We start from the raw sequence: 24,288 nt of genomic DNA on the forward strand, positions 1-24,288 counted from the left end.
CTTAAAAATACCCTTCTTGTTTCTTTTTCTCCATTGATGCGTCACCATCACTATCTATTAGTCTTCCTTGTCTCTCACTTGTTGTACAAACAAGCATTTCTTGAATAATCTCTGGAAGAGTTGTTGCTTCACTTTCAACTGCTCCTGTTAGTGGATAACATCCAAGTGTTCTAAATCTAACCTTCTCTTTTTTAGCAGTTGCTCTTAAATCAGCAGGAACTCTATCATCATCAACCATGATTTTTGTACCCATGTATTCTACAACTTCTCTTTCTTTTGAGAAGTATAAATCAGGAATTGGAATTTCTTCTAAATAGATATATTGCCAAATATCAAGTTCTGTCCAGTTAGACAGTGGGAATACTCTAATTGATTCACCTTGTGTGTGTTTACCATTGTAAATATTCCATAACTCAGGTCTTTGATTTTTTGGATCCCATCTATGGTTTTTATCTCTAAATGAGTAGATTCTCTCTTTAGCTCTTGATTTTTCTTCATCTCTTCTTGCACCCCCAAATACAGCATCAAACTTTTGGATATTTAAAGCATTTTTTAATCCCTCAGTTTTCATGATATCTGTATGTAAAGCAGAACCGTGTTCAAATGGAGAGATATCCATTTCAATTCCTTTAGGATTTGAATAAACAATTAATTCCATTCCTACTTCTTTAGCTCTTCTATCTCTAAATTCAATCATTTCTTTGAATTTCCATTTTGTGTCCACGTGCATTAAAGGTAATGGAGGTGGAGCAGGGTAGAATGCTTTTTGTAAAAGATGTAGCATTACAGAAGAGTCTTTACCTACTGAGTAAAGCATTCCAGGGTTTGAAAACTCTGCAACTACTTCTCTCATTATATGCATAGATTCTGCTTCTAGTTGTTTTAAATGTGTTAATCTCTCTTGGCTTATTTCCATTTTTTATTCTCCATTAATTTCGACTAGCTCAAATTAAAAGTTTGAATTAATCTGTAAAAATTTATTTTTTGTGTAAACCACACTCTTTATGTTCTGGGTTCTCCCACCACCATCTACCGGCTCTTATATCTTCACCGTCCCGTACGGCTCTGGTACAGGGTGCACATCCAATACTTGGGAAGCCTTGGTCATGTAACTTGTTATATGGAACTTTGTTTTCTTTGATGTAGTTCCATACATCTTCTTCACTCCAGTTGATAATAGGATTTACTTTGATAACTTTAAAAGCTTCATCCCATTCAATTACTGGCATATTTGTTCTTGTTACACTTTGAGCTGCTCTAAGTCCTGTAATCCAAACATCTAAATCTTTTAGTGCTCTTTTTAAAGGCTCTATTTTTCTAATACCACAACAGTTTTTTCTCTTCTCAATACTTTCATAGTGTCCATTTACACCTTGTTCTTGATATAACTCTTGAACTTTTTGGCTATCTGGAAAAAATACATCTATTTTAATATTGTATTTTAGATTTGTTGCATCCATAACATCATAAGTTTCAGGGTGCAGTCTTCCTGTATCAAGTGTAAAAATTCTAGCTTCTTTATCTTGCTTTAGCATGATATCTGTAACAGCTTGATCTTCTGCTGCTAAACTAGAACTTAGAGCAACTCTACCTTTATAGTTTTCTAAAAAGAAAGCTAATACTTCTTGTGTTGATTTGTTTTCTAAATCTTTATTTAATTTATCTACTATTTCTTTACTCATAAATACCTTACCTAAATTTGATAATCATTTTCTGCTGGTTTAACTCTTCCAAGATTTATCTTATTCCAAGCTCTTTCATGGAAATAATATAAAACCATCTTAGTAACAAGTTCAATAGAACCAATTGAAGCTGCCATTGCTAAGTTTCCAGTAATAAAATAAGAGATGATTATTGTGTCAAGAGTTCCTAGAGTTCTCCAAGATATAGTCTTTACGACAGATCTATAAGGTTTTTCGTGCATTTTAATTTCCCTTCTTTATTAAAGGGCTATATAATGATGAAGAGTTTCTACTCTTCATCATAGTTATATAGTCCTGAACTTAAATATCTTTCACCTGTATCACAAAGAATTGTAACAATTGTTTTTCCTTTATTCTCAGGTCTATTTGCGATTACATCCGCTGCATAAGCATTTGCTCCTGCTGAAATACCAATTAATAGACCTTCTGTTTGTGCAAGGTTTCTTGATGTTTCAATAGCAGTTTCATTTGCTACTGTAATAACTTCATCAAATACATCTGTATTTAATACATCTGGAACAAATCCAGCTCCAATACCTTGAATCTTATGAGGACCTGGTTTTCCACCACTTAATACAGGTGATGCTTCTGGCTCAACTGCAATTACTTTAATATCTGGATTATGTTGTTTTAAAACTTCACCAACACCTGTAATAGTTCCACCAGTACCAATAGCAGCAACTAAAATATCAACTTTTCCATCTGTATCTTTTAAAATCTCTTGTGCAGTTGTTTTTCTATGAATATCAGGGTTTGCACCGTTGTTAAACTGCTGAGGAATGAAAGAGTTTTCTGTTTGTTGTGCTAATTCATTTGCTTTATCAATAGCACCTTTCATACCTTTTTCAGGCTCTGTTAATACTAAATCAGCACCTAAAGCTTTTAATAATCTTCTTCTTTCAATACTCATTGATGAAGGCATAGTAAGAACTAATTTAATTCCTAAAGCTGCACAAACAGAAGCTAAAGCAATACCAGTATTACCAGAAGTTGGTTCAATTACAGTTGTATCTTTATTGATTAAACCTTGCTCTAATGCTGTGTTAATCATGTTTGTACCAATTCTATCTTTAACAGAATGAGAAGGGTTCATAAATTCACATTTTCCTAATACTGTTGCACCACTTTTGTTACTTGAACCTTGTAGTTTTACTAGTGGAGTGTTTCCAATTAATTGTGTTAAGTTTTCAGCGTAATTCATAATTTATTTCCTTTATATACTATAATGTAAAAATTCATTGTATTTATCTTGATATTCATCTAAACCTGCTAGAGTCACATCAAATATTTTTTTCATGCTTTGCTTCGAATCATCAAAAAAGATATTCAAAATTGGATTTGAAGCTTTTGCATCAACAATCTTTAAATCATCCTCTAATGCTATTAAGATATCAACAACTTTAATATCTTTAGCATCATGAGCTAGGATATATCCACCCTTAGCACCTCTAATACTCTTTACAAGTTCGGCTCTTCTTAACTTACTTAGAAGTTGTTCCAAGTAGTTTTGAGGAATGTTTGCATTTGAAGAAATCTCCTTGATTTGCATAGGAGTTTCTTTATCATGCTTACTTAGTTCGTACATGGCTGTAAGACCATATACACCTTTTGTGGATATTAACGGCATTTTATTTCTCTCTTAATTTAATGCTTGATTTAAATCTTCAATTAAATCAGCAGGATTTTCTAAACCAACTGATAATCTAACCGTAGTAGGGTTTACACCAGCTTTTGCTAACTCTTCAGGGCTTAACTGAGAGTGAGTAGTTGATGCAGGTTGTACAATAAGTGATTTTGAATCACCAATATTTACAACAACACTAAATAGTTTAGTACTATCAATCACTTTTTTCGCATCTTCATAACTTTGAGCTTCAAAAGAGATAAGACCAGAAGCTTTTCCACCTTCAAAATACTTTTGTGCTTTATCATAGTATGGACTTGACTCTAATCCAGGGTAGTTAACTGATTTAACTTTTGGATGAGACTCTAAGAATTTAGCAATCTCTAAAGAGTTTTTAGAGTGTTTTTCCATTCTAAGTTCTAAAGTTTCAATAGTTTGTAATAGTAACCAAGATGTATTTGGAGATTGACAAGCTCCAATATCTCTTAGTAATGCTAACCTAATTCTTAAACAAAAGTTTGGTAATGGCACATCAGTGTAAACTAAACCATGGTAACTTGCATCTGGTTGCACAAAGTGATAGTACCTTTTAGAGTTTTCTTTAAAGAAATCTGCTAAACCATCTCTTTCAATAATAGCACCACCAACAGCAGTACCTTGACCATTGATAAACTTAGATGTAGAGTGAACTACTACGTCAACTCCCCATTTGATTGGATTAAATAAAGCTGGACTTGCTACTGTGTTATCACAAATAGTTAAAACTCCATTTCTTTTACCAATCTCTACGATTTTTTCCACATCTGCAATTGCAATTTGTGGGTTTGATAAAGACTCAAAGAAAATCGCTTTTGTCTTATCATCAATTTGCTCTTCTAAATTTGAAGCATCGGCACTTTTAAATACTTTTGCTGTAATTCCAAATCTTTTAATAGTGTGAGTTAAAAGTGTAACAGCTCCACCATATAATTTATCAGAGATAAGGATATTGTCACCTGCTTCTGCTACGTTTGAAATAGCGTAAAAAATAGCAGCTTGACCACTAGATACACAAATAGCTCCAGCTCCACCTTCAAGTTGAGCAAGTCTTTGCTCTAATACATCAGTAGTTGGATTTGTCAATCTAGTATAGATTGAACCTAACTCTTTTAATGCAAATAAGTTTGCAGCATGCTCTGCATCTCTAAATGCGTACGCAGTTGTTTGAGCAATTGGCACAGACATAGTACCCCAACCCTCTTTATTGTTGTAGCCTCCATGTACTGCAATTGTTTCTTTATGCATTTTGTATCCTTTATATTTTTCTTCTTTCTTCTTTTTGTATGTTGAAATTGTAATATATTTTAAAATCAATGTCAAGTGATTTAATCATAATTAACTTAATATTCTTTACTAAATTACTATTATTTAGGGTTTTTGAGCTTATTATGGCTAAAAAACATCAATCTTTAATAGATTACTAAAGTACCATAAAATGGTACTTACAATACTATTTTATCAAGTTAAATACAATCTTGAGTAAAAAAATAGACAAAATATAGAAAAATTTTAAAAATTAGTGTAAAAAAGTAAAGTTGATTAGATTACTTTGGAATAAAATCACTTAAAAAAGCTAAAAAAATGATATAATCTATACTAAATAAGAAAGGTTATATATGGAAAAAAGTTCTATTTTAGATGATATAGACAAAAATGCCAAAGAAGAAAACTTTAGTGATTTAGTAAAGAATAAAAATGTAAGAATTGAAAGAATAGTGTCTACAGGACAAACAAGCCCAAAAGATTTTTGGTATGACCAAGAAGAAAATGAGTTTGTTTTACTTTTAGATGGTGAGGCAATCTTGGAATTTAAAGAAGATGATAAAGTAAAAGAAGTGAAGTTATGTAAAGATGATTATATAGATATAAAGGCTCATGTGAAACATAGAGTTAAATATACAGATACAAAAAAACCAACTATTTGGCTAGCAGTATTTTACTAAACCTTGCTGTCATCATATATAAAGTATAATTCCATCAAGAAATAAAAAGAGGATAGATTTTGAAGATAGCGATTATTGGAGCAGGTGCTGCTGGTATTATGGCAGCAATTACTGCTAAGAGATTAAATAAAGATTTAAATATAGATGTATTTGATATAAACAAAGGAATTGGAAAAAAGATATTAGCATCAGGAAATGGAAGATGTAATATCTCAAACTCAAATATCACATATAATAACTATATTGGAGAAAATCCCTCTTTTGTAAAAGATGCCCTAAAACAGTTTACTTTTAATGACTTTGAAAAGTTCTGTAAAAGTATAGGACTTTTACTTGATATAAAAGAGACTTGTAAAGTATATCCCCTATCAAATGAAGCAAAATCAGTAGTAAATTTACTTGAAAGTACATGTGAGTCTTTAGATATAAACCTAATTTTAGGTGTAAAAGTAGAAGATATAGAAAAACAAAATGATAAGTTTGAACTAAAAACAGAAGAGAAAAGCTATAAAGAGTATGATAAAGTAGTTATCAGCTGTGGTCTAGCAGCAGCTCCACAACTAAATGCAACTGAAAAAGGAATAGACTTTGCTTCAAAGTTTGGGCACTCTTCAAATCTAACATATCCATCACTTGTAGGGCTTCATACAGATTATGAGCAAAAAAGCAGACTTCAAGGTGTAAAAAAAGAATCAGAAGTTACACTTTATATAGATGGAAATAAAGAGGCTTCTATAGTAGGTGATGTGTTATTTACAAAATACGGAGTATCAGGTTTTGCTATACTAGATATATCTCAATATGCAGTATATCCTCTAAGTTTATACCAAGATGTACAAATAGCAGTAAATCTTTTTCCAACTATAAATAGAAATGAACTTTTAGCCTCAATTGAGAGCTTACTAAAATCTCTACCAAATCAAAATGCCTCACTTTTACTAACAGGACTAATCTCAAATAAATTAGCTCCAATAATCCTAGAAAACTGTAAAATCCCAACAGAAACCCTAGCAAAAGATATAAACGCAAAACAAATAAGAACAATAGTAAACAACCTAATAAATTGGCGATTCAAAATCACAGACACCCAAGGCTTCAAACACGCAGAAGCCAGTGGAGGAGGGGTTAGAACCGATGAGATAGACCCAAAAACTTATGAAAGCAAAAAATGTAAAAACCTATACTTCGCAGGAGAGGTACTAGATATAGTAGGAAATAGGGGTGGTTTTAATCTACACTTTGCGTGGGCGAGTGGGTACTTAGCTGGAAAATCACTGGGAAGAAAATAGTAACTTTTGCTAAATTTCGACGTTATCGTCGAAATTGAAATAGTCACATACTAGAAGTATACTCCCACTTCAATTTCTCCTCTGGCCTTGAACTTTAACAAAATTTACTATTTTAATGAGTATAATATACAAATTTATTATTTGAGAGAATTTATGGCACAACTTAAAACAATTGAAAAAAGATATTTTGAAGATTTATTTGGAATGGACAGTGGTTACGTTTTAGATTTCTCAAATCAAAGTTTTGCACAATTAATTTATGATATTACGAATATTAATATATATGATATTAAATATGAGTATATAGGAAATTCAAAAGCAAAAAGGTTAAGAGCCTTCTGGGAACAAGAATCAGACTTGATAGTAGGAAAAGTTTTAAATGAAATACTTGAAGTTTGGAAATTTGAACAATTAAAAAAATCACAAACTATAGATAGTTATTCGTATAAAGAATGTAAAAATATTGTGGATAGACTATTAGGTAAAAAAGAAAAGACAGAAAAAGATTTTTTAGATATAAAATTTGAAGAAATTAATCTTAGTCTTCTAGAATTAGATTATCAATTTGAGAATATTATAAATCAAAGAATCAAAGAAATACAAAATTGTCTATCCAATAATTCTCCTTTATCTGTAGTCTTTTTATGTGGAAGTACATTAGAAGGTTTATTAATAGAGAAAGCATCTAGACACATAAAAAGTTTTAATATGGCAAAAAGTGCACCAAAAGATAAGAATGGCAAAACAAAACAATTAAATGATTGGACATTAAGTTCTTTGATTGACGTAGCTTACGAATTGGAATTTATAGAATTAGATATAAAAAAATTTAGTCATGATTTAAGAGATTTTAGGAATTATATTCATCCTAGAGTTCAAGCTATACAAAATTTTAATCCTGATAATCATACAGCAGAAATTAGTTGGAAAGTTTTGCAAGCTACTATATCAAGTTTAAGTGGATTAAGAAAGTGAGTATTTTCAAAATTGCGTAAAGAAAAATCTATATAAATTCGTGAAAAAGTTTTGACTGTTTGAGGTGAGGTACAAGCCGAGTTTCAAAACTTTAGAATTTAGATATATTTTTTAGCTATTTTGGAACTTCGCTCACGCTTTTCTTTTGCTTCTTTTCTTTAATAAAAAGAAAAGAAAGAAGTATCAAAACAAAGATATCTTTTTACAACTCTTTAAGAAGTTCTTCTTTCAAAGGTTGAAGAAGATTTCTAACTATATTTTCTATTAGTGCTAGATTTATTCCCTCATAGTCATGAGCTATAAAGTTTCTTACTGCATAAGCTCCTTTTACAGCATCTTTTAGATTTTCATTTGAAGAGTCTAGCTTATTTAGATTTTCACCTATTTGCATAAGACACATTAGTAAAGAGTGTTTTCCTATTCTATCTTCTAGGGTATTTACAACTCCATTGTAGTTTGAAACTATATATTCAATATCATCTATATATTTTAAAATAGTCTCAATTCTTGCTTTAGACATATACTAAATCCTTTAATATATATCTATTAGCAATGTGATTTAAACTAGATTTATCTACAAAATCTACATCTCTATTTAACTCTTTTTTTAAAAGCTCTTTTGTTTCTACTATATGAAGAATACTATCCCATCCAGAGTATTTTTTTAGATACTCATTTGTGTCTTTTATTTGATAAAGTATATCTATGTCACTATCAAGTTTTTCTTCATTTCTAGCAAATGAGCCAAAAACACCGATTAACTCAAAGCCTTCATTTTGAAGTTTTGGTTTTAGTTGTTTGAGTTTTTCTAAAACTTGAGCATTCATACTTTATCCTTTCATTTTAATCAATAATTACATTATACTAAAAAATAGATATATTAATACAAAAAGATATTTTCTTAAATAAAAGCAATATCTCTTACAAAAAACCAAAAATAAAATAGCAATTCAAGCTATAAACATAACTTATATTTATCAAATCATAAAAATTCACTATAAATCAACTATAAATCTAAAATTAAAAAGTAAAATTTTTTATACTTTTTCTATTTTTTATCTTATAAGTAATATATAAATTTACTAACTAATAATGAGATTTATTATAATATTTTAAAATAAGCCTTTATTTACAAATTATAAATTATAGCAGTTTTGCGACACATATATTGCCTTAATCATGGTAAAATACACTATACAAACATAGGAGCGACGAATGAGTCTTAGAATTATTGATAAGAAAGTATATCTTAATAATACGATTATCAGCACAAAAGATTTTACAGATCAAAGTATAGTAGAAGTAGTAAGTATTCAAAAAGAAAATATAAGTGATTTTTATAATTTAAAAAGTTCAGATATATGTGATAATATTGAAGTTTATTGCAATGAGGATACTTATTCATTAAATATGTTCAAAGAAGGAAATAAAGCATTTGTATCAAAGGCTATTGAAATTATTGATAAAGATGAAGTTATTTCAATTGAAGATTTTAATAATTTAGTATTAAATGAGTTTTCAAAAATAAATGAAGTAGAAGTATTTGCAGATGATGATTCAATTGAAGATAGTTTAAATTTAGTTTTATCAACACAGTTAAGTGATACTGAATCTATAGAAGATGCAAACAGTAAAATAGACAGTGCATATAAAGAGTTAATAAGAAAAATCTTTTAATTTTTTATTTGAGTGGGATTATTCTACAATCCCACTCATACAAGTTACTTCAACTCCATCTTTTCTCCAAGCTTTTACAATTTCAAGAAGTCCTATACTATCACTTGGCATGTGAGGTGCTATGATTATATTTCCTATATTCTGCTCTATTACAGCTTTTTTAACATCTTCTGGAATATGCATAGCTATTATAGTTCCAACTCCTGCTTCAAAATATGATTTATAAACTTCTACCCCACCATTTGTACCACCAGCCATAAGTACTTCGATTCTTCCTGCATAATCGTCATTTGAACCAACTCTAATAACTGGTTGTGCTACTTTATTTTGATAATATTCCCATGAATTAAGTTCTTCAATAATATCCTTTAGTTTAGTTTTTGGCTTATCTTCAAAGGCTTTATTTAGTCTTGTTTGAACTATTTCTTCTGTAATAAAATCAGCAGGAATATGTATATTTAAATAGGGCATATTCATAAGTCTAGCAGCTGAACTTACTCTGTCATAGTTTAGTGCATGACTTCCTAAATCTACACTTGCTTGCCTTTTCTTTAATACTTTTTGAGCTTTATTTATTGGAACACCAGCTTTTACCATTCTATCAATTTGTACATCCATTACTTTTGCGAAGTCTACAAGTGAAGCATCTGCTTTTGGATGATGTGATACAACACAATCATATCCTAGTTCTTTTGCTAAAAGTAGTTCAGGTGTTTCCATATCAATACCAATAAGAACTTTCTTTATATTTTTTCCTTCTACTATGATATTTGTATCATAAGGTATTTCATCTAATTTAGCTAGTTCTAAAGCTTTATTCATTAATTCATTTGTGTTCATTTTTCACCTTTTTAATTAAATGTATAAAAAACATACAAATATATAACAATATAACAAATAAAAATAGTATAATTCCATCACAAAAAATAGTGATATTCAAAAATCAAAATTTTTCTTTTAAAATAGTAAGTTTTTTAACTTTCGATAATTCAAAAGTTCCTTTATTTGAATGAAGAGTTTTATCTTCTACAATTTTAAAGGCTTGAATTTTTTTATATACTTTATTTTCATAGGAAAAATTTATATAGTTTTTGTCATTTATTGCTTTTTTTATAAAATTTATAAGTATATTCATAAGATCTTTCTTTATATGCAACTAAGTTGCACTATAGTAAAATATAAAGAAATTATAGGGAAAACAATGCCAAAAAGAGCTTTAAGCAAAAAACATATAGAAGAAGTTAAAACTCTTCTTTTAGAAAATAAAGCAAAAATAGAAGCTACTTTAAATTCTATTTCTAATGACCATGAGTCTTTAAGTAATATGGATTTAAATGATGATGCAGATTTTGCTGCAGCAAGTAGAGATTATTCAAATGACATTCATATTAAAAATCAGCAAATGAAAGAGCTTACTTTAATAAATCATGCTTTATTTAAAATAGAAAAAGGTACTTATACAGGCCTTTGTGAAATGTGTGATAGCGAAATAACAATGAAAAGACTTAGAGTTAAACCCCATGCAAAATATTGTATTGATTGTAGAAGTTATATAGATAAAGAAAAAGTTTCAATCGCATAAATAAATACTTTTGAAAGACATTTTTGCCCTATCAATTAAAAGGGATTTATATTAAAATATTTCTATGAAGTTAGCCATAGTTATATTTAGAAATAATCTTCGAATAGAAGACAACCCAAGTTTATTTTATGCCACAAAAAGCAATGATAGAGTTTTAGGACTTTATAGTTTTGAAATTTTAGAAGGTAATCTCTATGGATTTAAAAAGTGTGAGAAATATAGAGAAGCCTTTGTAAAGGATTCGTTGTTAACTTTAAAAGATTCTTTACATCAGTATGGTATAAATTTGTGCTTTACAAATGATTTTTCAAGTACACTAGCTAAACTATCCCAAAAATTTGATATAAGTATTTATTTTGATGAAGAAGTAGGTTTTGAAGAACAAAACTTACAAAAAGTTTTTACAAGATATAAACATAAAAGCTATTTTAATCAGACTATGATTGAACCATTTAAATTTGATTTTACAAAAAGTTTTAGTCATTTTAGAAACAAAGCTGAAAAATTAGAAATTCCAAAACCCTTAGGATTACCAAATAGAGTTAAAACAGTAGAGTTTGAATCAGTGCAGTTTAGTAAACCTATGATTACATACCCTAAAAATGCCATATTTTTTAAAGCAGGTGAACATAGAGCTAAACAGAGATTAGAAGATTATATGAATAATATCCATAGCTATAAAGAAACTAGAAATGCTATGAGTGGTTTTGATAACTCTACTAAGTTTTCACCTTATTTATCAGTAGGTAATATATCAGCAAGAATGATTTATTATAGGTTAAAAGAAGAAGAAAGAAGAGGTTATCAAAGTCAATCTTCTTATTGGATTTATTTTGAGCTTTTATGGAGAGATTTTTTTCATTTAGTAATGTTATATTCTCAAAATAGGCTTTTTTTAAAGTCTGGGATAAAAGGCATAGACTTTACTTTTAGAACTGATAGAAAAAGTTTAGATGAGTTTTTTACTGCAAATACAGGAATTGATATTATAGATGCAAGTATTATGGAGTTAAAAAGTTCTGGTTGGTTGTCAAATAGAAATAGACAGTTAGTTGCTAGTTATTTTGTTAAAAATTTAGGCTTAGATTGGCGTGTTTGTGCAGCTTTTTTTGAAAGCTATTTAGTAGATTATAACCCAGCTTCTAACTATGGTAACTTCGCATACCAAGCCTACGTTGGAAATGATAAAAGATATAGAGTTTTTGATCCTTTAAAACAAGCAAGTATGTATGATGGAGATAAATATATAAATATCTGGTTACATAGAAAACAAAATATGAAAAATATCAACTATGAAAAGTTAGCTCAAAAAGTTAAAGAAGAGGTTTTTCATATTAAATAGTTTTATTTTGTTGCCATTTAATAATTCTTCTATCTTCTTGAATTATATGTTGAACTAAAACTAGTTCTATAATTATAGCTAACTCTTTTTCAAAAGTTTCTGCTTTTACTTTTGGTAATTTTTTTACAAATTTATTTAACTCTTTTATAATTTGTTTATGAATAAGTTTATGATTTTCTAGTTCGGGATAATCAACTTTTTTCATGTATTCTTCTTCATCATTAAAATGTGTTTTCATATAATCATAAAGGTCTACTAAAATAGTTTTTATTTTATTTGTTCTATCTTTATCATCAACTGTTTTAAAAGCTTCTTTTGCTATATCAAAAAGTTGTTTGTGTTCTTGGTCAATTTTTGAATTATTAACACTATAAATATGTTTCCATCCAAAATTCTTTCTTAATTCTTCCATAGGTGTTTGCCAAAGTTGAATCTTTTTATCTTCTAAAATGATATGCTTAATAAAATAGTTATCAATAAATTTAAAGAGTTCTTTTTCTATTTGAGATGTTTCAAGTTCATTAAAATCTTTTATGATCTGTTTTAACATACTAATCATTTTTTTATGTAGTTCTTTATGCTCTTGAAGGTGAGGGTATTTAATTCTTTCCATATATTTTTGTTCATTTGAGAAATGATGACCCACGTATTCAAAAAGTTCTGAAACTATTATTTTTAGTTCTTTATGTTTATTTTTTTCATCTTTAATTTTATTGATTTTGAAAGCTTTTCTAGCTAAATCAAATAATTGTTGATGTTCTTTATCTATTTGTAAATTTCCAACATTGTATTCACTTTTCCATGTTAGTTGATCAAGGTCTATTTCATTATTCATAATACATATCCTTTTAATAAAAGATAATACTATTATATAACAAGATTTTAAAATAATAATAAAATAAAATAGTTAAATTGTATTAATTTTTTAATTAAGTAATCTTTTTATCCTTATTCTTATTTTTATTGTATATAATTACAAAATTATTATAGTAAATTAAAAGGTATTTTATGAGTGGTGAAATGATACAAGAACCAATTACAGATAGTCAAAAAAAGTTAGTTCAAGATGAATTTAATACAAATGTAGCTTTTTATGTACATTTAAAAGAGTTCAATGATTCAGTAAGATCAGACTTAAAAAAAAGAATTAAAGAGGTATTTTTCTTTTCAAAAGGTGTTCATTGGAAATTTGATAGTTATGGTATAGAAAAACAAGGTTCAAGAAGTACAAATATTTTAGGATATTTTATTTTTAGAACAGCCGATGTAGAAAAACTAAAAAAACTATTTTTAGATGAATTTAAAGATTATGATAATGCAGTAAAAATTTCATGTTCAGTGGCTAAATATCAAAAAACAGAGGAACTTTTTTTTGATTTAGAAGTATAAAGTCTAGTGACTTTATACTTATTTTCTTAAAAGTAAAATAGCTAAAATTGATGAAATTGTTATACTTATAGCAATAGGTAAAAAAGTATGATCTGTAAAACTCAATGATATAGATGATACTAAAGCTCCCAATCCAAACTGTAAAACTCCTATAACACTAGAGGCAACTCCTGCATTTTTTGGGAAAAATTCAATTGCTAAAGCTAAACAGTTACCAAAAACAAAAGCCATAACTCCCATATAAGATGCTATTAAAATTACAGTAAATGCTAAGGGAATAGTTTCATAGTTTAAAATAAAAAGTGAACCTGATAATATTTGAATGGCTAGTGCAAGTTTTACTATTTGCTTAGGAGTAAAGCTTTTAAGTAAACGTACATTTACTCTAATTAAACCCATTAATACTACAAAGTTTATTCCAAAAAAGAAGGGAAAATAATCTGTAGAGATATTATAATGCTCTATATAGATAAAAGAACTTTTTGAAATAAGTATGAAAAAACCACCAAAAGATAAGCCTAAAACAAGCATATATTTTACTGCTTCTTTATGTGTTAACACACTTTTAAATGATGTAAATATATTTTGTTTTATATATGTGAAACTTTCATTTAAATCTTTATAAACTAAAAATGCTATTACTAAAGGATAAATAGTTAAGAATACAAATACTGCTTTCCAAGTAAAAAAGTGAATTATAAAAGCTCCAATAAATGGTGCAATCATAGGTGCTACGCTTCTTACCATTCCCATAAGAGAAAATACTTTTGCAGCTTCTTTTCCATGAAATCTATCTCTTACACTTGCTGCTGCATTTACTACTACAATTCCTCCAAAAAAGGCTTCAAGAAATCTATATGTCCATAATTCGTATATATTTGATGAAAAGATTATAAGAAAGCTAAAAAAACTAAAACCAAGTAGTCCTGTAATTGAACCTATTCTTCTTCCATATCTATCTGAAATAGGCCCACCAAAAATTTGTCCAATAGAAAACCCTATTAGAAAAATAGATAAAGATAATTCGATTTTTTCAATACTTACATTAAAATATTTTGATATTTCAGGAATTGAAGGAAGGTAAGTATCAACTCCCATAGGTGCTACAGAAGATAAAGTAGCTAATAAAATAATAAGATATATATGATTAATAGATTTTCTCATTAGTTACACTCTACATTAGAAGCTACTTTTTCAAGTAAAGAGTTTAGAAGTTTGAACTCTTCATTTGAAAGATTTTTTATAATACTTTGTCTAAAAGCTTTTACATTTTTTTGACTCTCTTCTAGTACTTGCTCACCTTTTATACTTAATTTAATTTGATTTGTCCTTCTATCTACTGGATGTTTTATAATTAATTCCTTTTTTTCTAAAGTTCTAAGAGCTCGACTTATTGTAGTTTTATCTTTTCCAAGCATTTTAGAAAGCATAGTTTGATTTACATCTTTTTCATATTTTATAATTTCTAAAGTTGCTCTTTGTTCAGGAGCTATATCGTATTTTTGTAATATTTGTGAATATTTACTATTTAATTTATTAGCTGTTTGGTTTATTTTAAAACCAATTGATTGATGAAGTTCATATTTCATTATATTCCTTTAAAATGTATATGCAATAGTTGCATATACAACCTTTTAAAAAAATAAAATGTTAGTAATCTTTGGGATTAAGTTCATTAAAATTAATAATTTTATCAAGTCTTATTTGTAAACCACTTTTTAAGATAGCAAATTCTTCTTTTTTAATAGTTTTAAAATCAACAATTAAATCCTCAATTGTTTCTTCTTGATTTTTATCATTTATAAAAATGATTTTATTTAGAGTTCTTTTAACAGCTGCACTTTCAAGTTCATCATAAAAATGACAAGCTACAGGTTTGTATTTTGTATTCATTGTTATCTCTTTTTATTTATTATAGCATTTAAACTAAAGTAGAAATACTACTTTAGTTTATAATATTCAAAATATCCAAAGGGTGTTTTACTAAATAGTTTGCACCGCTTTGTTCTAAATCTTCTTTTGTTCTAAATCCCCAAAGAACACCAATAGCTTTCATATTAGCATTTTTTGCTGTTTGCATATCAACTTGTGTATCTCCTACAAAATAAATATCTTCGCAAGGTATATTAAAGCTATTAGCAATAGCAATTGCTGCTGTAGGATTTGGTTTTTTTTCAATATGTGCTTTTTGACCATGTATTTCTTTTATGTCAAATTGAGAAAATAGTGATTTTGTATAAGCAATAGTAAATTCATGAGGTTTATTTGATAAAATCCCTATTTTATAATCTCTTTTCTCAAGCTCTTTTAGTAATTCATAAATTCCCTCATAAGGTTTTGTTTTAGCATGGAGCTTTTGGTCATAAACAACTTTAAATCTATTTGTAACTTGTTCTTTTATTTCTTCACTTGTATCTTCATGTAAAGCATTATTTACTAAAAAATCAATTCCTCCACCTACAAAGTTTTTATAATCATTTAATCTATGATGTGGTAGGTTTAATTCGATGAGGACTTGATTCATGCACATAGCAATATCTTCTAATGAGTCTATTAATGTTCCATCAAGGTCAAAAATTATGGCTTTATTTTTCAAAATAGTCCTTTTTATATTTATACAATCAATACTATATAAAAAATATTTAACTTTGTATAAATTAAAAAAAAGGTGTTATAATATTACTTATGGGAGAGCAAATAGATGAAGGTTGAAACACTTTAGGTACTTTTTCTTATAAAAGGGGTTTATTAAGAAAAGGTTTAATAGATATTGAATATGATTATCAATTATATAATTAAAACAAGGTGATAAATGATGAAAGCATCAGATTTATTTGTAAAAGCTTTAGAGAATGAAGGTGTTGAGTATATTTTTGGAATACCAGGTGAAGAGAATTTAGATTTATTAGAGTCGTTAAGACAATCCAAAATTAAACTTATACTAACAAGACATGAACAAGCAGCAGGATTTATGGCTGCAACTTATGGAAGACTTACTGGAAAAGTTGGAGTATGTTTATCAACTTTAGGCCCAGGAGCAACAAACTTTGCTACAAGTGCAGCTTATGCACAACTAGGTGGAATGCCTATACTTATGATTACAGGGCAAAAGCCTATTAAAAAATCAAAACAAGGTAGATTTCAGATTATAGATATTGTAAATATGATGAAACCTATGACTAAATATTCAAAACAAGTAGTAAATGGAAACAATATTCCATCTATGGTAAGAGAAGCATTTAAAGTAGCAACAACAGAAAGACCAGGAGCTGCACTTATTGAATTACCAGAAGATATAGCAGAAGAAGAAGTTGATTATAATATTTATCCTGTAAGAGATTTAAAATATCCTCATGCAAATAAAGATGTGATTTTAGATGCAGTAAGAATGATAGAAAAAGCAAAAAGACCACTTCTTCTAATTGGTGCAGGAGCAAATAGAAATAGAATTGGAAATGCACTTACAAATTTTGTAAATGAAACTGGAATTCCTTTCTTTTCAACACAAATGGGTAAAGGTGTAATTGATGAAAATCACAAATTATGTCTAAGTACAGCAGCACTATCACAAGATGATTTTATTCATTGTGCAATTGATAGAGCAGATTTAATCATAAATGTAGGACATGACGTAATTGAAAAACCACCATTTTTTATGGATAACAGTGAAGATGGAACGAAGGTAATTCATGTGAATTTCTTTGCTTCTGATGTAGATGATACTTATTTCCCTCAACTTGATGTATTAGGAGATATAGCTAGTAGTATAAACTCTTTAACAACTGCTATTTCTGTTCAGGACCATTGGGATTTTGATTATTATAAAAGAATGGTAAAAGAGATAAAAACACATCTAAATAAATATTTTGGTGATAATAGATTCCCAATTCTTCCTCAAAGGGTTGTAAGAGTTGTTAGACAAGCATTAGATCATGAAGATATAGTAACTTTAGATAATGGAGTATATAAAATTTGGTTTGCAAGAAACTATAGATGTGCTCAATCTAATACGCTTTTATTAGATAATGCTTTAGCTACTATGGGAGCAGGACTTCCATCAGCAATGGCTGCAAAAATGGTAAATCCAGACAAAAAAGTAGTAGCAGTTTGTGGAGATGGTGGGTTTATGATGAACTCTCAAGAATTAGAAACAGCTGTTAGACTAAAACTTGATTTAACTGTAATTATTTTAAATGATAATGCTTATGGAATGATTAAGTGGAAACAAACAGGAATGGGCTTTGATACTTTTGGTTTAGATTTAGATAATCCTGATTTTGTTCAATATGCAAAATCTTATGGAGCTACTGGACATAGACCTACTTCTTGTGAAGAGTTCGAGAAAACACTAGATGAGTGTGTAAATGGGAAAGGTGTACATTTAATAGATTTAGCAGTTGATTATTCACTAAATCATACAATTTTAAATGAATTATTAGCAAAAAAAGAGTGTTTAATATAATAATAGAAGGAGAAAGAATGAGTAAAATTGAAGTAACATCACCGTATGATGGAAGCAAAGTTGGAGAAGTTCCATTTAGCACAACACAAGAAGTTCAAGAGGCTATAGATTTAGCACAAGCAACTTTTTTAGATCATAAAAATGCTTTACCAAAACATAAAAGAATTGAAATCTTAGAAAAAGCAATGGAGATTATGAGTTCACAAGTTGATGAACTTACTAAACTTTGTGCTAGTGAGGGTGGTAAACCTTGGATAGATTCACAAGTAGAAGTAAATAGAGCTATAAATGGTGTAAAACTTGCTATTGAGCATTTAGGTGCTCATGAAGGTAAAGAAATAGCTATGGGACATACAGCAAGTAGTGTAAATAGAATGGCATATACTTTTAAAGAACCAATTGGAGTGGTTGCTGCAATTTCTGCTTTTAACCATCCTTTTAATTTAGCTGTTCATCAAGTAGTTCCAGCACTTGCTGTTGGTTGTCCTGTTATTATTAAACCAGCAACACAGACACCTATGTCAGCTATTAGATTAGTTGAAATCTTAGAAGAAGCAGGCCTTCCTAAAGGTTGGGCTCAAGCAGTTGTTTGTGATAGAAATGCAGGTGAATTATTAGCTACTTCTCCAAAAGTAAATTTCTTAACATTTATTGGTTCTGGTGATGTTGGTTGGTATTTAAATTCAAAAGTAGCAAAAGGTACTAGAGTTGCACTTGAGCATGGTGGAGTTGCACCTGTAATAGTTGAAAAAGACGCTGATATTGAAGACTTAATACCTTCTATTGGAAAGGGTGGTTTCTATCATGCAGGACAAGTTTGTGTATCTGTTCAAAGAGTATATGTGCATGAAGATATAGTTGATGAGGTAGCAAATAAATTAAGTGATTACGCTTCAAAACTTGTAGTTGGTAATCAACTAGATGAAAAAACAGAAGTAGGTCCACTTATTAATAATGCAGAAGTTGATAGAGTAGAATCTTGGGTAGAAGAAGCAGTTGTTAAAGGTGGGAAAATCTTAACAGGTGGTTCAAGAATTTCTGATTCTTGTTTTGAACCAACAGTTATTTTAAATCCTGCAGATGATGCTTTAGTATCTACAAAAGAAGTATTTGGACCTGTTGTTTGTATTTACTCATACAGTGATATTGAAGAAGCTTTTGATAGAGCAAATGCTTTAGAGGTTTCTTTCCAAGCAGCAGTATTTACAAAAAATATTGATACAGCACTTAAAGCTGTAAAAAGATTAAATGGAACTGCTGTGATGGTAAATGACCATACTGCATTTAGAGTTGATTGGATGCCATTTGGAGGAGCAAAAGCTTCAGGACTTGGACTTGGAGGTATTTTAAACTCTATGGAAGAGATGAGTAACGAAAAATTAATGGTAATTAAATCTCCTGTATTATAAGATACGAAATATTTTAAACTAAGAGTTTAACTCTTAGTTTAATTAAATTATTTATAGGAATATACATGACTTGGGATGATTTTTTTAAAGAAGAAGAAAAAAAAGAGTATTATCAAAACTTAATAAGCCAAGTAAATAAAGCTTATGAAACAACTACAGTTTTCCCTCCAAAAGATAAAATTTTCAATGCTTTTAGTTTAACACCTTTAGAAAATACAAAAGTTGTACTTTTAGGACAAGACCCTTATCATGGAGTAGGGCAAGCACAAGGTTTAGCCTTTTCAACGCCAGTTGAGATTAAAAACCCTCCATCAATGAGAAATATGCTTAAAGAAATACAAGAAGATTTAGGTAAAGCTTCAACTTGTGAGCATGGAGATTTAACTTCATGGGCAGAAGATGGTGTTTTATTAATTAATGCAATTTTAACAGTAGAAGAATCAAAAGCAAAATCACATCATAAAATGGGGTGGGAAATCTTTACAGATAATTTAATCAAATTTATAAGTGCAAACTGTAATGATATAGTGTTTATTCTATGGGGAAGTAGTGCTATAAAAAAAGAAAAAATTATAGATATTTCAAAACATCATATATTAAAAGGGGTTCATCCAAGTCCTCTATCAGCTTATAGAGGTTTTTTTGGTTGTAAACATTTCTCAAAAACTAATGAGATTTTAGAGAAAATAGGAAGAAAGCAAATTAACTGGTAAAAAAGTTTTTAACTTTTTGCTTTGTTTTTACTAGGCTAAGTTTTATAGCACTATATCTCATAACTTTTGCAATATTTTTCCATCTTGATTTTTCATAGCAAGGATTAGGACATTTTCTACATCTAGGTTTAATTTCATGGGGACAATTTTGAAGTCTTTCAAAGGAATAATTAATTGCCTCATGACATTCTTCACATAAGTTTAAAGATATATTAAATATTTTTTCTTTATATTCTAAAGATATGTTTTTTTGATATTGCTTTATATGATGATTTTTACAATAAACCTTAAAAAATTCTTCTAATGTTTTAATTTCAATATCAAACTTCTCATTAGTCATGGAAATAAGCCTTTAGGTAAAATAAGGTAAAATTTGTCTTATTTAAATAAATTTATTATAATTGTTACATATTATAGAAAAATAAACATTGATTTTTATCAATAAAAAGAGAGAAAATGAAAAGAGAAGAGTTTGAAGATTTTTATCTTTTTAGTTTTTTAAAAGAAGAAGAGCTTGAAAGACTAAAAGAAATTTCTGTGAAAAAATATTTTAATAAAGATGAAATACTTTTTTATAAAGGGGATAAACCAAAGTTTTTACATGTTCTTTTAAAAGGAATAGTAAAACTTTATACACATGATCATAAAGATAATGAGGTAGTGATACATAATTTAATGCCACCTTCTTTAATTGCAGAGATAGCAAATTATGAAGAAATAGGCTTCCCTGCAAATTGTGCTTTTGAAACTAGTGCAGAAGTTTTATTGATTGATTATGAAAAATTTAAAGCAGAATTTTTATTAAAACCAGAAATTTCAATGTTTTTTATTAAATCATTGACAAAAAAAATAAAAGCTTTAGAAAGTTTTATTTCTTATAATATAAGTTCAAATAGTATAGAAAAAATTGCTAAATTTTTATTGGATAATGAAAATTTATTAAAAAATTTAAAACAAGTTAAAATAGCTCAGTTACTAAATATAACACCTGAGACTTTTTCAAGAAAAATTTCAAAATTAAAAAAAGATGAAATTATCCAAAATGAAAAGGGTTTTATTAAGATACTTGATCATGAAAAATTAAGTGATTTCGTTTCAAGTTAGAGCTTTTATTCTTGCTCTACTTGATTTTTAGTTTCTTTTCTTAATTCTCTTAAAAATGAATAAAGATTTCTTTTATGAATTCTATCAACTTGCATAAAAATAAATGCTACAACTACTACATTTAAGTGAATCATTGCTTCTTGAAATTCAAATGATAGTATTAAAACCCCCGCAATTATAATAAAAACAGGTTGGGCAATTTTGATATTTCCAACGGCTTTTTCAAGTTTATCTTTATATTCTTTTTCATTACTTCTAATATATTGATAATCTTCAAGTCTAATTTTCTTTTCATCTTTTAATTTATCTAAACCTTTTATAACATCAATATTTTTTTTATATTGTAGATATTTATAAAATAGTGCAATAAGTAAAACAATTGATAAAAAGTTTGATACTAGTTCTAATGGAAATGGTGTAGACATTTGCTTCCTTGTGTCATAATTTTATTGAATTATTATACAAAAAAAAGCTTATTTATCTACATATAAACAAATATTTAATAATTTAAAACTTTATTTATAAATATATAGGTATAATTTAATAAATTATTTAAAAGGATTAAAATGAAGAGATTGTTAGTTTTATTGATGTTAAGTACATCATTTTTATTTGCTGCTTTAAATTTACAAACAGCATCTAAGCAAGAGTTGATGTCTATAAAAGGAATTGGACCTAAAAAAGCAGAGCAGATTATTCAATATAGAAAAACAAATAAAATAAAAAGTGCTGATGACTTAAAAAGTATAAAAGGTTTTGGACCTACTATTATTTCTAATGTAAAAGGAAATAAGAAAGTTTCAAAAATGAAACAAAAACAAAAAGTGAAAACTTTAAAAGTTAATAAAAAAGAAAATCAAGTAAGTAAAAAATAACTTAGTAGGTAAAACCTACTAAGTTAGCTTATGTTAAAATCCTTTAATCATAAATTAAAGGTTGCTTTTGAAAATATCTGCAAATAGTTTATGCCCTTGTGGCTCTTCTCAAAAATATAAAAAATGTTGTAAAATTTTTCATAATGGTTCTTTTGCTAAAACGGCACTAGAACTGATGAAATCAAGATATTCAGCTTTTGTAGTTGGAGATAGTAAATATATTATAAAAACTACACATCCTCAAAATATTGATTATACAGATGATATAGATACCTGGACTTTATCAATAAAGCAATTTTCAAAAAATACAGAGTTTAAAGGCTTAATTATTCATGAGTTCATTGAAAAAGAAAATGAAGCTTATGTAACATTTCAAGCAATATTAGAACAAAACTTACAAGATGCTTCATTTTTAGAAAAAAGTAAATTTTTAAAAATAGATAATCAATGGTTATATCATAGTGGAGAACTTAGTTAATACTTAAGCTAAAAGTGACTTTATAAAAATTATTTAAAAGGTAAAAAATGAAAATTTTATTAGCACCAGCAGAAACGAAAAATAGTGGTGGAACACAAAAGTCTTATTGTAAAGAAAACTTCTTTTTAGAAGAACTTTTTGATAAAAGAGATGAGATTTTTAATAAAAACGAAAAATTATTAGATTCTTCTAGTATTGAAGAGTTGTCAAAATGGTTTGGATTAAAAAATTTAGATGAAGTGAAAAGATATAAACAAACTTTAAAAGATAAACCAACGATGAAGGCAATTCAAAGATATAATGGTGTTGCTTTTGATGCAATAGAGTATGAAAGCTTAGATAAAAAATCTCAAAAATATATAGACGAAAATGTAATTTTATTTTCAAATCTTTTTGGACCAATTAAAGCAGATGATTTAATTCCTGACTATAAGTATAAACAAGGTGCAAAACTACCTGATATTGTAGTAGAAAAGTTTTATTTAGAGAATTTTACTAAGGCTTTAGATGAGTATATAGGTGAAGAAGTTATAGATTTAAGAGCAGGACATTATGAAAAATTTTATAAAGTAAAAAATGCAAATGTTCTAACATTTAAATTTATAAAAGATGGCAAGGTTGTAAGCCATTGGGCAAAGCATTATAGAGGTGTTTTATTAAAACATTTAGCAAAAAATAATATTTCATCAATTTCTAATTTTATGGAAACAACAATTGAAGGTTTAAAGTTAGTAGAGATTCAAGAGAAAAAAAATATTAAACTAGTGATTATGGAGATAAGTAATTAAATATTAGTGTATTGTAAAATATAAGTATTTATTTTTTATTTAAAGTGCTATTTACATATATTTGGCAATACTATATGTATATTTAATGTAAGTTTATAAAAAGGTTTACTATGAAATTAGAAAAAGTTATGTATTTAATTATAGTTTGTTTTTTCTTATCAAGCTTAAATGCTAATAAACTAGAATCTATAAAAAAAAGTAATGAAATAAAAGTATGTATTTGGCCAGAATATTATGGTATTTCATATTTAGATATAAGAACACAAAAACTTGTAGGAATTGATAGTGATTTAGCAAAAGAATTAGCAAAAGATCTAAATGTGACTTTAAAATATATTCCAAGTTCTTTTGCTACTTTAATAAAAGATATTAAAAGTGATAAATGTGATATTGCTATGTTTGCTATAGGTAATACAAAAGAAAGAAGAGAACAAATTAGATTTACAACACCACATTTATCAAGTGATATTTATGCAATTACTACAAAAAATAATAAAAGAGTTAAAACTTGGGATGATATTGATACAGAAGGTATGGTTGTGGCCGTAGCAAAAGGGACTTATCATGAGCCAGTAATGAAGAAAAAACTTAAAAAAGCAAAGCTACTTGTATTGAATAGTTTTAAAGCAAGAGAAGAAGCAGTAAGAGCAGGAAGGGCTGATGTTTTTATGACTGATTATCCTTTTGGAAAAAGAATGCTTGCTAAGACTTCATGGGCTAAATTGATTATTCCTAAAACTACTTATCATAAAACACCTTATGCTTGGGCTTTAGCTTATGGAAATGATTTATTTTATAAAAGAGTTGAAAAGTTTATTTCAGATATTAGAAAAGATGGAAGACTTTTAAATTTAGCTAAACAAAATGGATTAGCACCTATTGTTAATTTGAAGTAA

General features: G+C 27.9%; 32 protein-coding genes. 15 read left to right on the forward strand and 17 right to left on the reverse strand.

Features of this window, described 5'->3' with window-relative positions:
* Position 1: 1 nt before the first annotated feature.
* From cysD to ACH5BK_RS05365, 6 genes are all read right to left on the reverse strand, one after another.
* On the reverse strand, positions 2–916 hold the full coding sequence (gene cysD / locus ACH5BK_RS05340; protein WP_404305187.1) for a sulfate adenylyltransferase subunit CysD: 915 nt from the start codon (positions 914–916) through the stop codon (positions 2–4).
* A 61-nt stretch (positions 917–977) separates the two neighbouring features.
* On the reverse strand, positions 978–1,682 hold the full coding sequence (locus ACH5BK_RS05345) for a phosphoadenylyl-sulfate reductase (protein WP_404305189.1): 705 nt from the start codon (positions 1,680–1,682) through the stop codon (positions 978–980).
* 11 nt (positions 1,683–1,693) lie between these two features.
* A complete protein-coding gene (locus ACH5BK_RS05350; RefSeq protein WP_404305191.1) occupies positions 1,694–1,924 on the reverse strand; it encodes a DUF2061 domain-containing protein in 231 nt (76 codons plus the stop codon).
* 47 nt (positions 1,925–1,971) lie between these two features.
* On the reverse strand, positions 1,972–2,904 hold the full coding sequence (cysK, locus tag ACH5BK_RS05355; RefSeq protein ID WP_404305193.1) for a cysteine synthase A: 933 nt from the start codon (positions 2,902–2,904) through the stop codon (positions 1,972–1,974).
* Between the two features lie 12 nt (positions 2,905–2,916).
* Positions 2,917–3,330 carry an RrF2 family transcriptional regulator gene (locus ACH5BK_RS05360; RefSeq protein WP_404305195.1) on the reverse strand — a complete coding sequence of 138 codons (414 nt, stop codon included), beginning with the start codon at positions 3,328–3,330 and terminating at the stop codon, positions 2,917–2,919.
* A gap of 12 nt (positions 3,331–3,342) precedes the next feature.
* Entirely contained in the window at positions 3,343–4,611 is a 1,269-nt protein-coding gene (locus tag ACH5BK_RS05365) for an O-acetylhomoserine aminocarboxypropyltransferase/cysteine synthase family protein (RefSeq protein WP_404305197.1), read from the reverse strand.
* Between the two features lie 371 nt (positions 4,612–4,982).
* Here ACH5BK_RS05365 and ACH5BK_RS05370 point away from each other — a divergent pair, with 371 nt between their 5' ends.
* The 3 genes from ACH5BK_RS05370 to ACH5BK_RS05380 all read left to right on the forward strand — a co-directional run bounded on the left by ACH5BK_RS05370 (position 4,983) and on the right by ACH5BK_RS05380 (position 7,573).
* Positions 4,983–5,309 carry a cupin domain-containing protein gene (locus tag ACH5BK_RS05370; RefSeq protein ID WP_404305199.1) on the forward strand — a complete coding sequence of 109 codons (327 nt, stop codon included), beginning with the start codon at positions 4,983–4,985 and terminating at the stop codon, positions 5,307–5,309.
* Positions 5,310–5,368: 59 nt separating this feature from the next.
* Positions 5,369–6,598: an NAD(P)/FAD-dependent oxidoreductase gene (locus tag ACH5BK_RS05375; RefSeq protein ID WP_404305201.1), complete on the forward strand. Its 1,230-nt coding sequence runs from the start codon at positions 5,369–5,371 to the stop codon at positions 6,596–6,598.
* A 153-nt stretch (positions 6,599–6,751) separates the two neighbouring features.
* On the forward strand, positions 6,752–7,573 hold the full coding sequence (locus ACH5BK_RS05380; RefSeq protein WP_404305203.1) for a hypothetical protein: 822 nt from the start codon (positions 6,752–6,754) through the stop codon (positions 7,571–7,573).
* A 202-nt stretch (positions 7,574–7,775) separates the two neighbouring features.
* Here ACH5BK_RS05380 and ACH5BK_RS05385 read toward each other — a convergent pair whose 3' ends face one another.
* A complete protein-coding gene (locus tag ACH5BK_RS05385; protein WP_404305205.1) occupies positions 7,776–8,093 on the reverse strand; it encodes a DUF86 domain-containing protein in 318 nt (105 codons plus the stop codon).
* Positions 8,086–8,400 (reverse strand): nucleotidyltransferase family protein, encoded by a 315-nt coding sequence (locus ACH5BK_RS05390; RefSeq protein ID WP_404305207.1) that lies wholly within the window; start codon positions 8,398–8,400, stop codon positions 8,086–8,088. The genes ACH5BK_RS05385 and ACH5BK_RS05390 overlap by 8 nt, the downstream gene beginning before the upstream one ends.
* A gap of 388 nt (positions 8,401–8,788) precedes the next feature.
* Here ACH5BK_RS05390 and ACH5BK_RS05395 point away from each other — a divergent pair, with 388 nt between their 5' ends.
* Positions 8,789–9,250, forward strand: a complete 462-nt coding sequence (locus tag ACH5BK_RS05395; RefSeq protein ID WP_404305209.1) for a hypothetical protein — start codon at positions 8,789–8,791, stop codon at positions 9,248–9,250.
* 18 nt (positions 9,251–9,268) lie between these two features.
* Here ACH5BK_RS05395 and ACH5BK_RS05400 read toward each other — a convergent pair whose 3' ends face one another.
* Together ACH5BK_RS05400 and ACH5BK_RS05405 are read right to left on the reverse strand one after the other, a co-directional pair.
* Positions 9,269–10,090 carry a hypothetical protein gene (locus tag ACH5BK_RS05400; protein ID WP_404305210.1) on the reverse strand — a complete coding sequence of 274 codons (822 nt, stop codon included), beginning with the start codon at positions 10,088–10,090 and terminating at the stop codon, positions 9,269–9,271.
* A 103-nt stretch (positions 10,091–10,193) separates the two neighbouring features.
* Positions 10,194–10,385, reverse strand: a complete 192-nt coding sequence (locus tag ACH5BK_RS05405) for a hypothetical protein (RefSeq protein WP_404305212.1) — start codon at positions 10,383–10,385, stop codon at positions 10,194–10,196.
* Positions 10,386–10,451: 66 nt separating this feature from the next.
* Here ACH5BK_RS05405 and dksA point away from each other — a divergent pair, with 66 nt between their 5' ends.
* Together dksA and ACH5BK_RS05415 are read left to right on the forward strand one after the other, a co-directional pair.
* Positions 10,452–10,832 carry an RNA polymerase-binding protein DksA gene (gene dksA, locus ACH5BK_RS05410; protein ID WP_404305214.1) on the forward strand — a complete coding sequence of 127 codons (381 nt, stop codon included), beginning with the start codon at positions 10,452–10,454 and terminating at the stop codon, positions 10,830–10,832.
* Positions 10,833–10,896: 64 nt separating this feature from the next.
* On the forward strand, positions 10,897–12,174 hold the full coding sequence (locus tag ACH5BK_RS05415; RefSeq protein ID WP_404305216.1) for a DASH family cryptochrome: 1,278 nt from the start codon (positions 10,897–10,899) through the stop codon (positions 12,172–12,174).
* On the opposite strand, the gene ACH5BK_RS05420 is transcribed toward ACH5BK_RS05415, so the two are convergent.
* Positions 12,167–13,009: a bacteriohemerythrin gene (locus tag ACH5BK_RS05420; RefSeq protein WP_404305218.1), complete on the reverse strand. Its 843-nt coding sequence runs from the start codon at positions 13,007–13,009 to the stop codon at positions 12,167–12,169. The genes ACH5BK_RS05415 and ACH5BK_RS05420 overlap by 8 nt on opposite strands.
* Before the next feature lie 173 nt (positions 13,010–13,182).
* On the opposite strand from ACH5BK_RS05420, the gene ACH5BK_RS05425 reads away from it, so the two are divergent.
* Positions 13,183–13,563 carry a hypothetical protein gene (locus ACH5BK_RS05425; protein ID WP_404305220.1) on the forward strand — a complete coding sequence of 127 codons (381 nt, stop codon included), beginning with the start codon at positions 13,183–13,185 and terminating at the stop codon, positions 13,561–13,563.
* 18 nt (positions 13,564–13,581) lie between these two features.
* Here ACH5BK_RS05425 and ACH5BK_RS05430 read toward each other — a convergent pair whose 3' ends face one another.
* From ACH5BK_RS05430 to ACH5BK_RS05445, 4 genes are all read right to left on the reverse strand, one after another.
* On the reverse strand, positions 13,582–14,727 hold the full coding sequence (locus tag ACH5BK_RS05430; protein ID WP_404305222.1) for a multidrug effflux MFS transporter: 1,146 nt from the start codon (positions 14,725–14,727) through the stop codon (positions 13,582–13,584).
* A complete protein-coding gene (locus ACH5BK_RS05435; protein WP_404305224.1) occupies positions 14,727–15,152 on the reverse strand; it encodes a MarR family winged helix-turn-helix transcriptional regulator in 426 nt (141 codons plus the stop codon). The genes ACH5BK_RS05430 and ACH5BK_RS05435 overlap by 1 nt, the downstream gene beginning before the upstream one ends.
* A gap of 61 nt (positions 15,153–15,213) precedes the next feature.
* Positions 15,214–15,456 (reverse strand): hypothetical protein, encoded by a 243-nt coding sequence (locus ACH5BK_RS05440; protein ID WP_404305226.1) that lies wholly within the window; start codon positions 15,454–15,456, stop codon positions 15,214–15,216.
* Positions 15,457–15,508: 52 nt separating this feature from the next.
* A complete protein-coding gene (locus ACH5BK_RS05445) occupies positions 15,509–16,159 on the reverse strand; it encodes an HAD family hydrolase (protein WP_404305228.1) in 651 nt (216 codons plus the stop codon).
* Positions 16,160–16,375: 216 nt separating this feature from the next.
* Here ACH5BK_RS05445 and ACH5BK_RS05450 point away from each other — a divergent pair, with 216 nt between their 5' ends.
* The 3 genes from ACH5BK_RS05450 (at position 16,376) to ung (ending at position 20,147) form a co-directional block, all read left to right on the forward strand.
* Positions 16,376–18,025 carry an acetolactate synthase large subunit gene (locus ACH5BK_RS05450; RefSeq protein WP_404305230.1) on the forward strand — a complete coding sequence of 550 codons (1,650 nt, stop codon included), beginning with the start codon at positions 16,376–16,378 and terminating at the stop codon, positions 18,023–18,025.
* A 17-nt stretch (positions 18,026–18,042) separates the two neighbouring features.
* Positions 18,043–19,434, forward strand: coding sequence for an aldehyde dehydrogenase family protein (locus ACH5BK_RS05455; RefSeq protein WP_404305231.1), 1,392 nt, complete (start codon positions 18,043–18,045; stop codon positions 19,432–19,434).
* Between the two features lie 65 nt (positions 19,435–19,499).
* Positions 19,500–20,147: a uracil-DNA glycosylase gene (gene ung, locus ACH5BK_RS05460; RefSeq protein WP_404305232.1), complete on the forward strand. Its 648-nt coding sequence runs from the start codon at positions 19,500–19,502 to the stop codon at positions 20,145–20,147.
* On the opposite strand, the gene ACH5BK_RS05465 is transcribed toward ung, so the two are convergent.
* Positions 20,137–20,487 (reverse strand): nitrous oxide-stimulated promoter family protein, encoded by a 351-nt coding sequence (locus ACH5BK_RS05465; protein ID WP_404305234.1) that lies wholly within the window; start codon positions 20,485–20,487, stop codon positions 20,137–20,139. The two genes, ung and ACH5BK_RS05465, sit on opposite strands and share 11 nt — an antisense overlap.
* Before the next feature lie 116 nt (positions 20,488–20,603).
* On the opposite strand from ACH5BK_RS05465, the gene ACH5BK_RS05470 reads away from it, so the two are divergent.
* Positions 20,604–21,251, forward strand: a complete 648-nt coding sequence (locus tag ACH5BK_RS05470) for a Crp/Fnr family transcriptional regulator (RefSeq protein WP_404305235.1) — start codon at positions 20,604–20,606, stop codon at positions 21,249–21,251.
* 5 nt (positions 21,252–21,256) lie between these two features.
* Here ACH5BK_RS05470 and ACH5BK_RS05475 read toward each other — a convergent pair whose 3' ends face one another.
* A complete protein-coding gene (locus ACH5BK_RS05475) occupies positions 21,257–21,676 on the reverse strand; it encodes a hypothetical protein (RefSeq protein WP_404305237.1) in 420 nt (139 codons plus the stop codon).
* A 141-nt stretch (positions 21,677–21,817) separates the two neighbouring features.
* Here ACH5BK_RS05475 and ACH5BK_RS05480 point away from each other — a divergent pair, with 141 nt between their 5' ends.
* The 4 genes from ACH5BK_RS05480 to ACH5BK_RS05495 all read left to right on the forward strand — a co-directional run bounded on the left by ACH5BK_RS05480 (position 21,818) and on the right by ACH5BK_RS05495 (position 24,288).
* On the forward strand, positions 21,818–22,126 hold the full coding sequence (locus ACH5BK_RS05480) for a ComEA family DNA-binding protein (RefSeq protein WP_404305239.1): 309 nt from the start codon (positions 21,818–21,820) through the stop codon (positions 22,124–22,126).
* Between the two features lie 67 nt (positions 22,127–22,193).
* Positions 22,194–22,604: a YchJ family protein gene (locus ACH5BK_RS05485; protein WP_404305241.1), complete on the forward strand. Its 411-nt coding sequence runs from the start codon at positions 22,194–22,196 to the stop codon at positions 22,602–22,604.
* 47 nt (positions 22,605–22,651) lie between these two features.
* A complete protein-coding gene (locus ACH5BK_RS05490) occupies positions 22,652–23,392 on the forward strand; it encodes a YaaA family protein (RefSeq protein ID WP_404305242.1) in 741 nt (246 codons plus the stop codon).
* Positions 23,393–23,502: 110 nt separating this feature from the next.
* Complete coding sequence (locus ACH5BK_RS05495) at positions 23,503–24,288, forward strand: substrate-binding periplasmic protein (RefSeq protein WP_404305244.1); 786 nt, start codon at positions 23,503–23,505, stop codon at positions 24,286–24,288.

Source organism: Arcobacter sp. YIC-80 (assembly GCF_044841725.1).
Classification (GTDB): domain Bacteria; phylum Campylobacterota; class Campylobacteria; order Campylobacterales; family Arcobacteraceae; genus Arcobacter_B.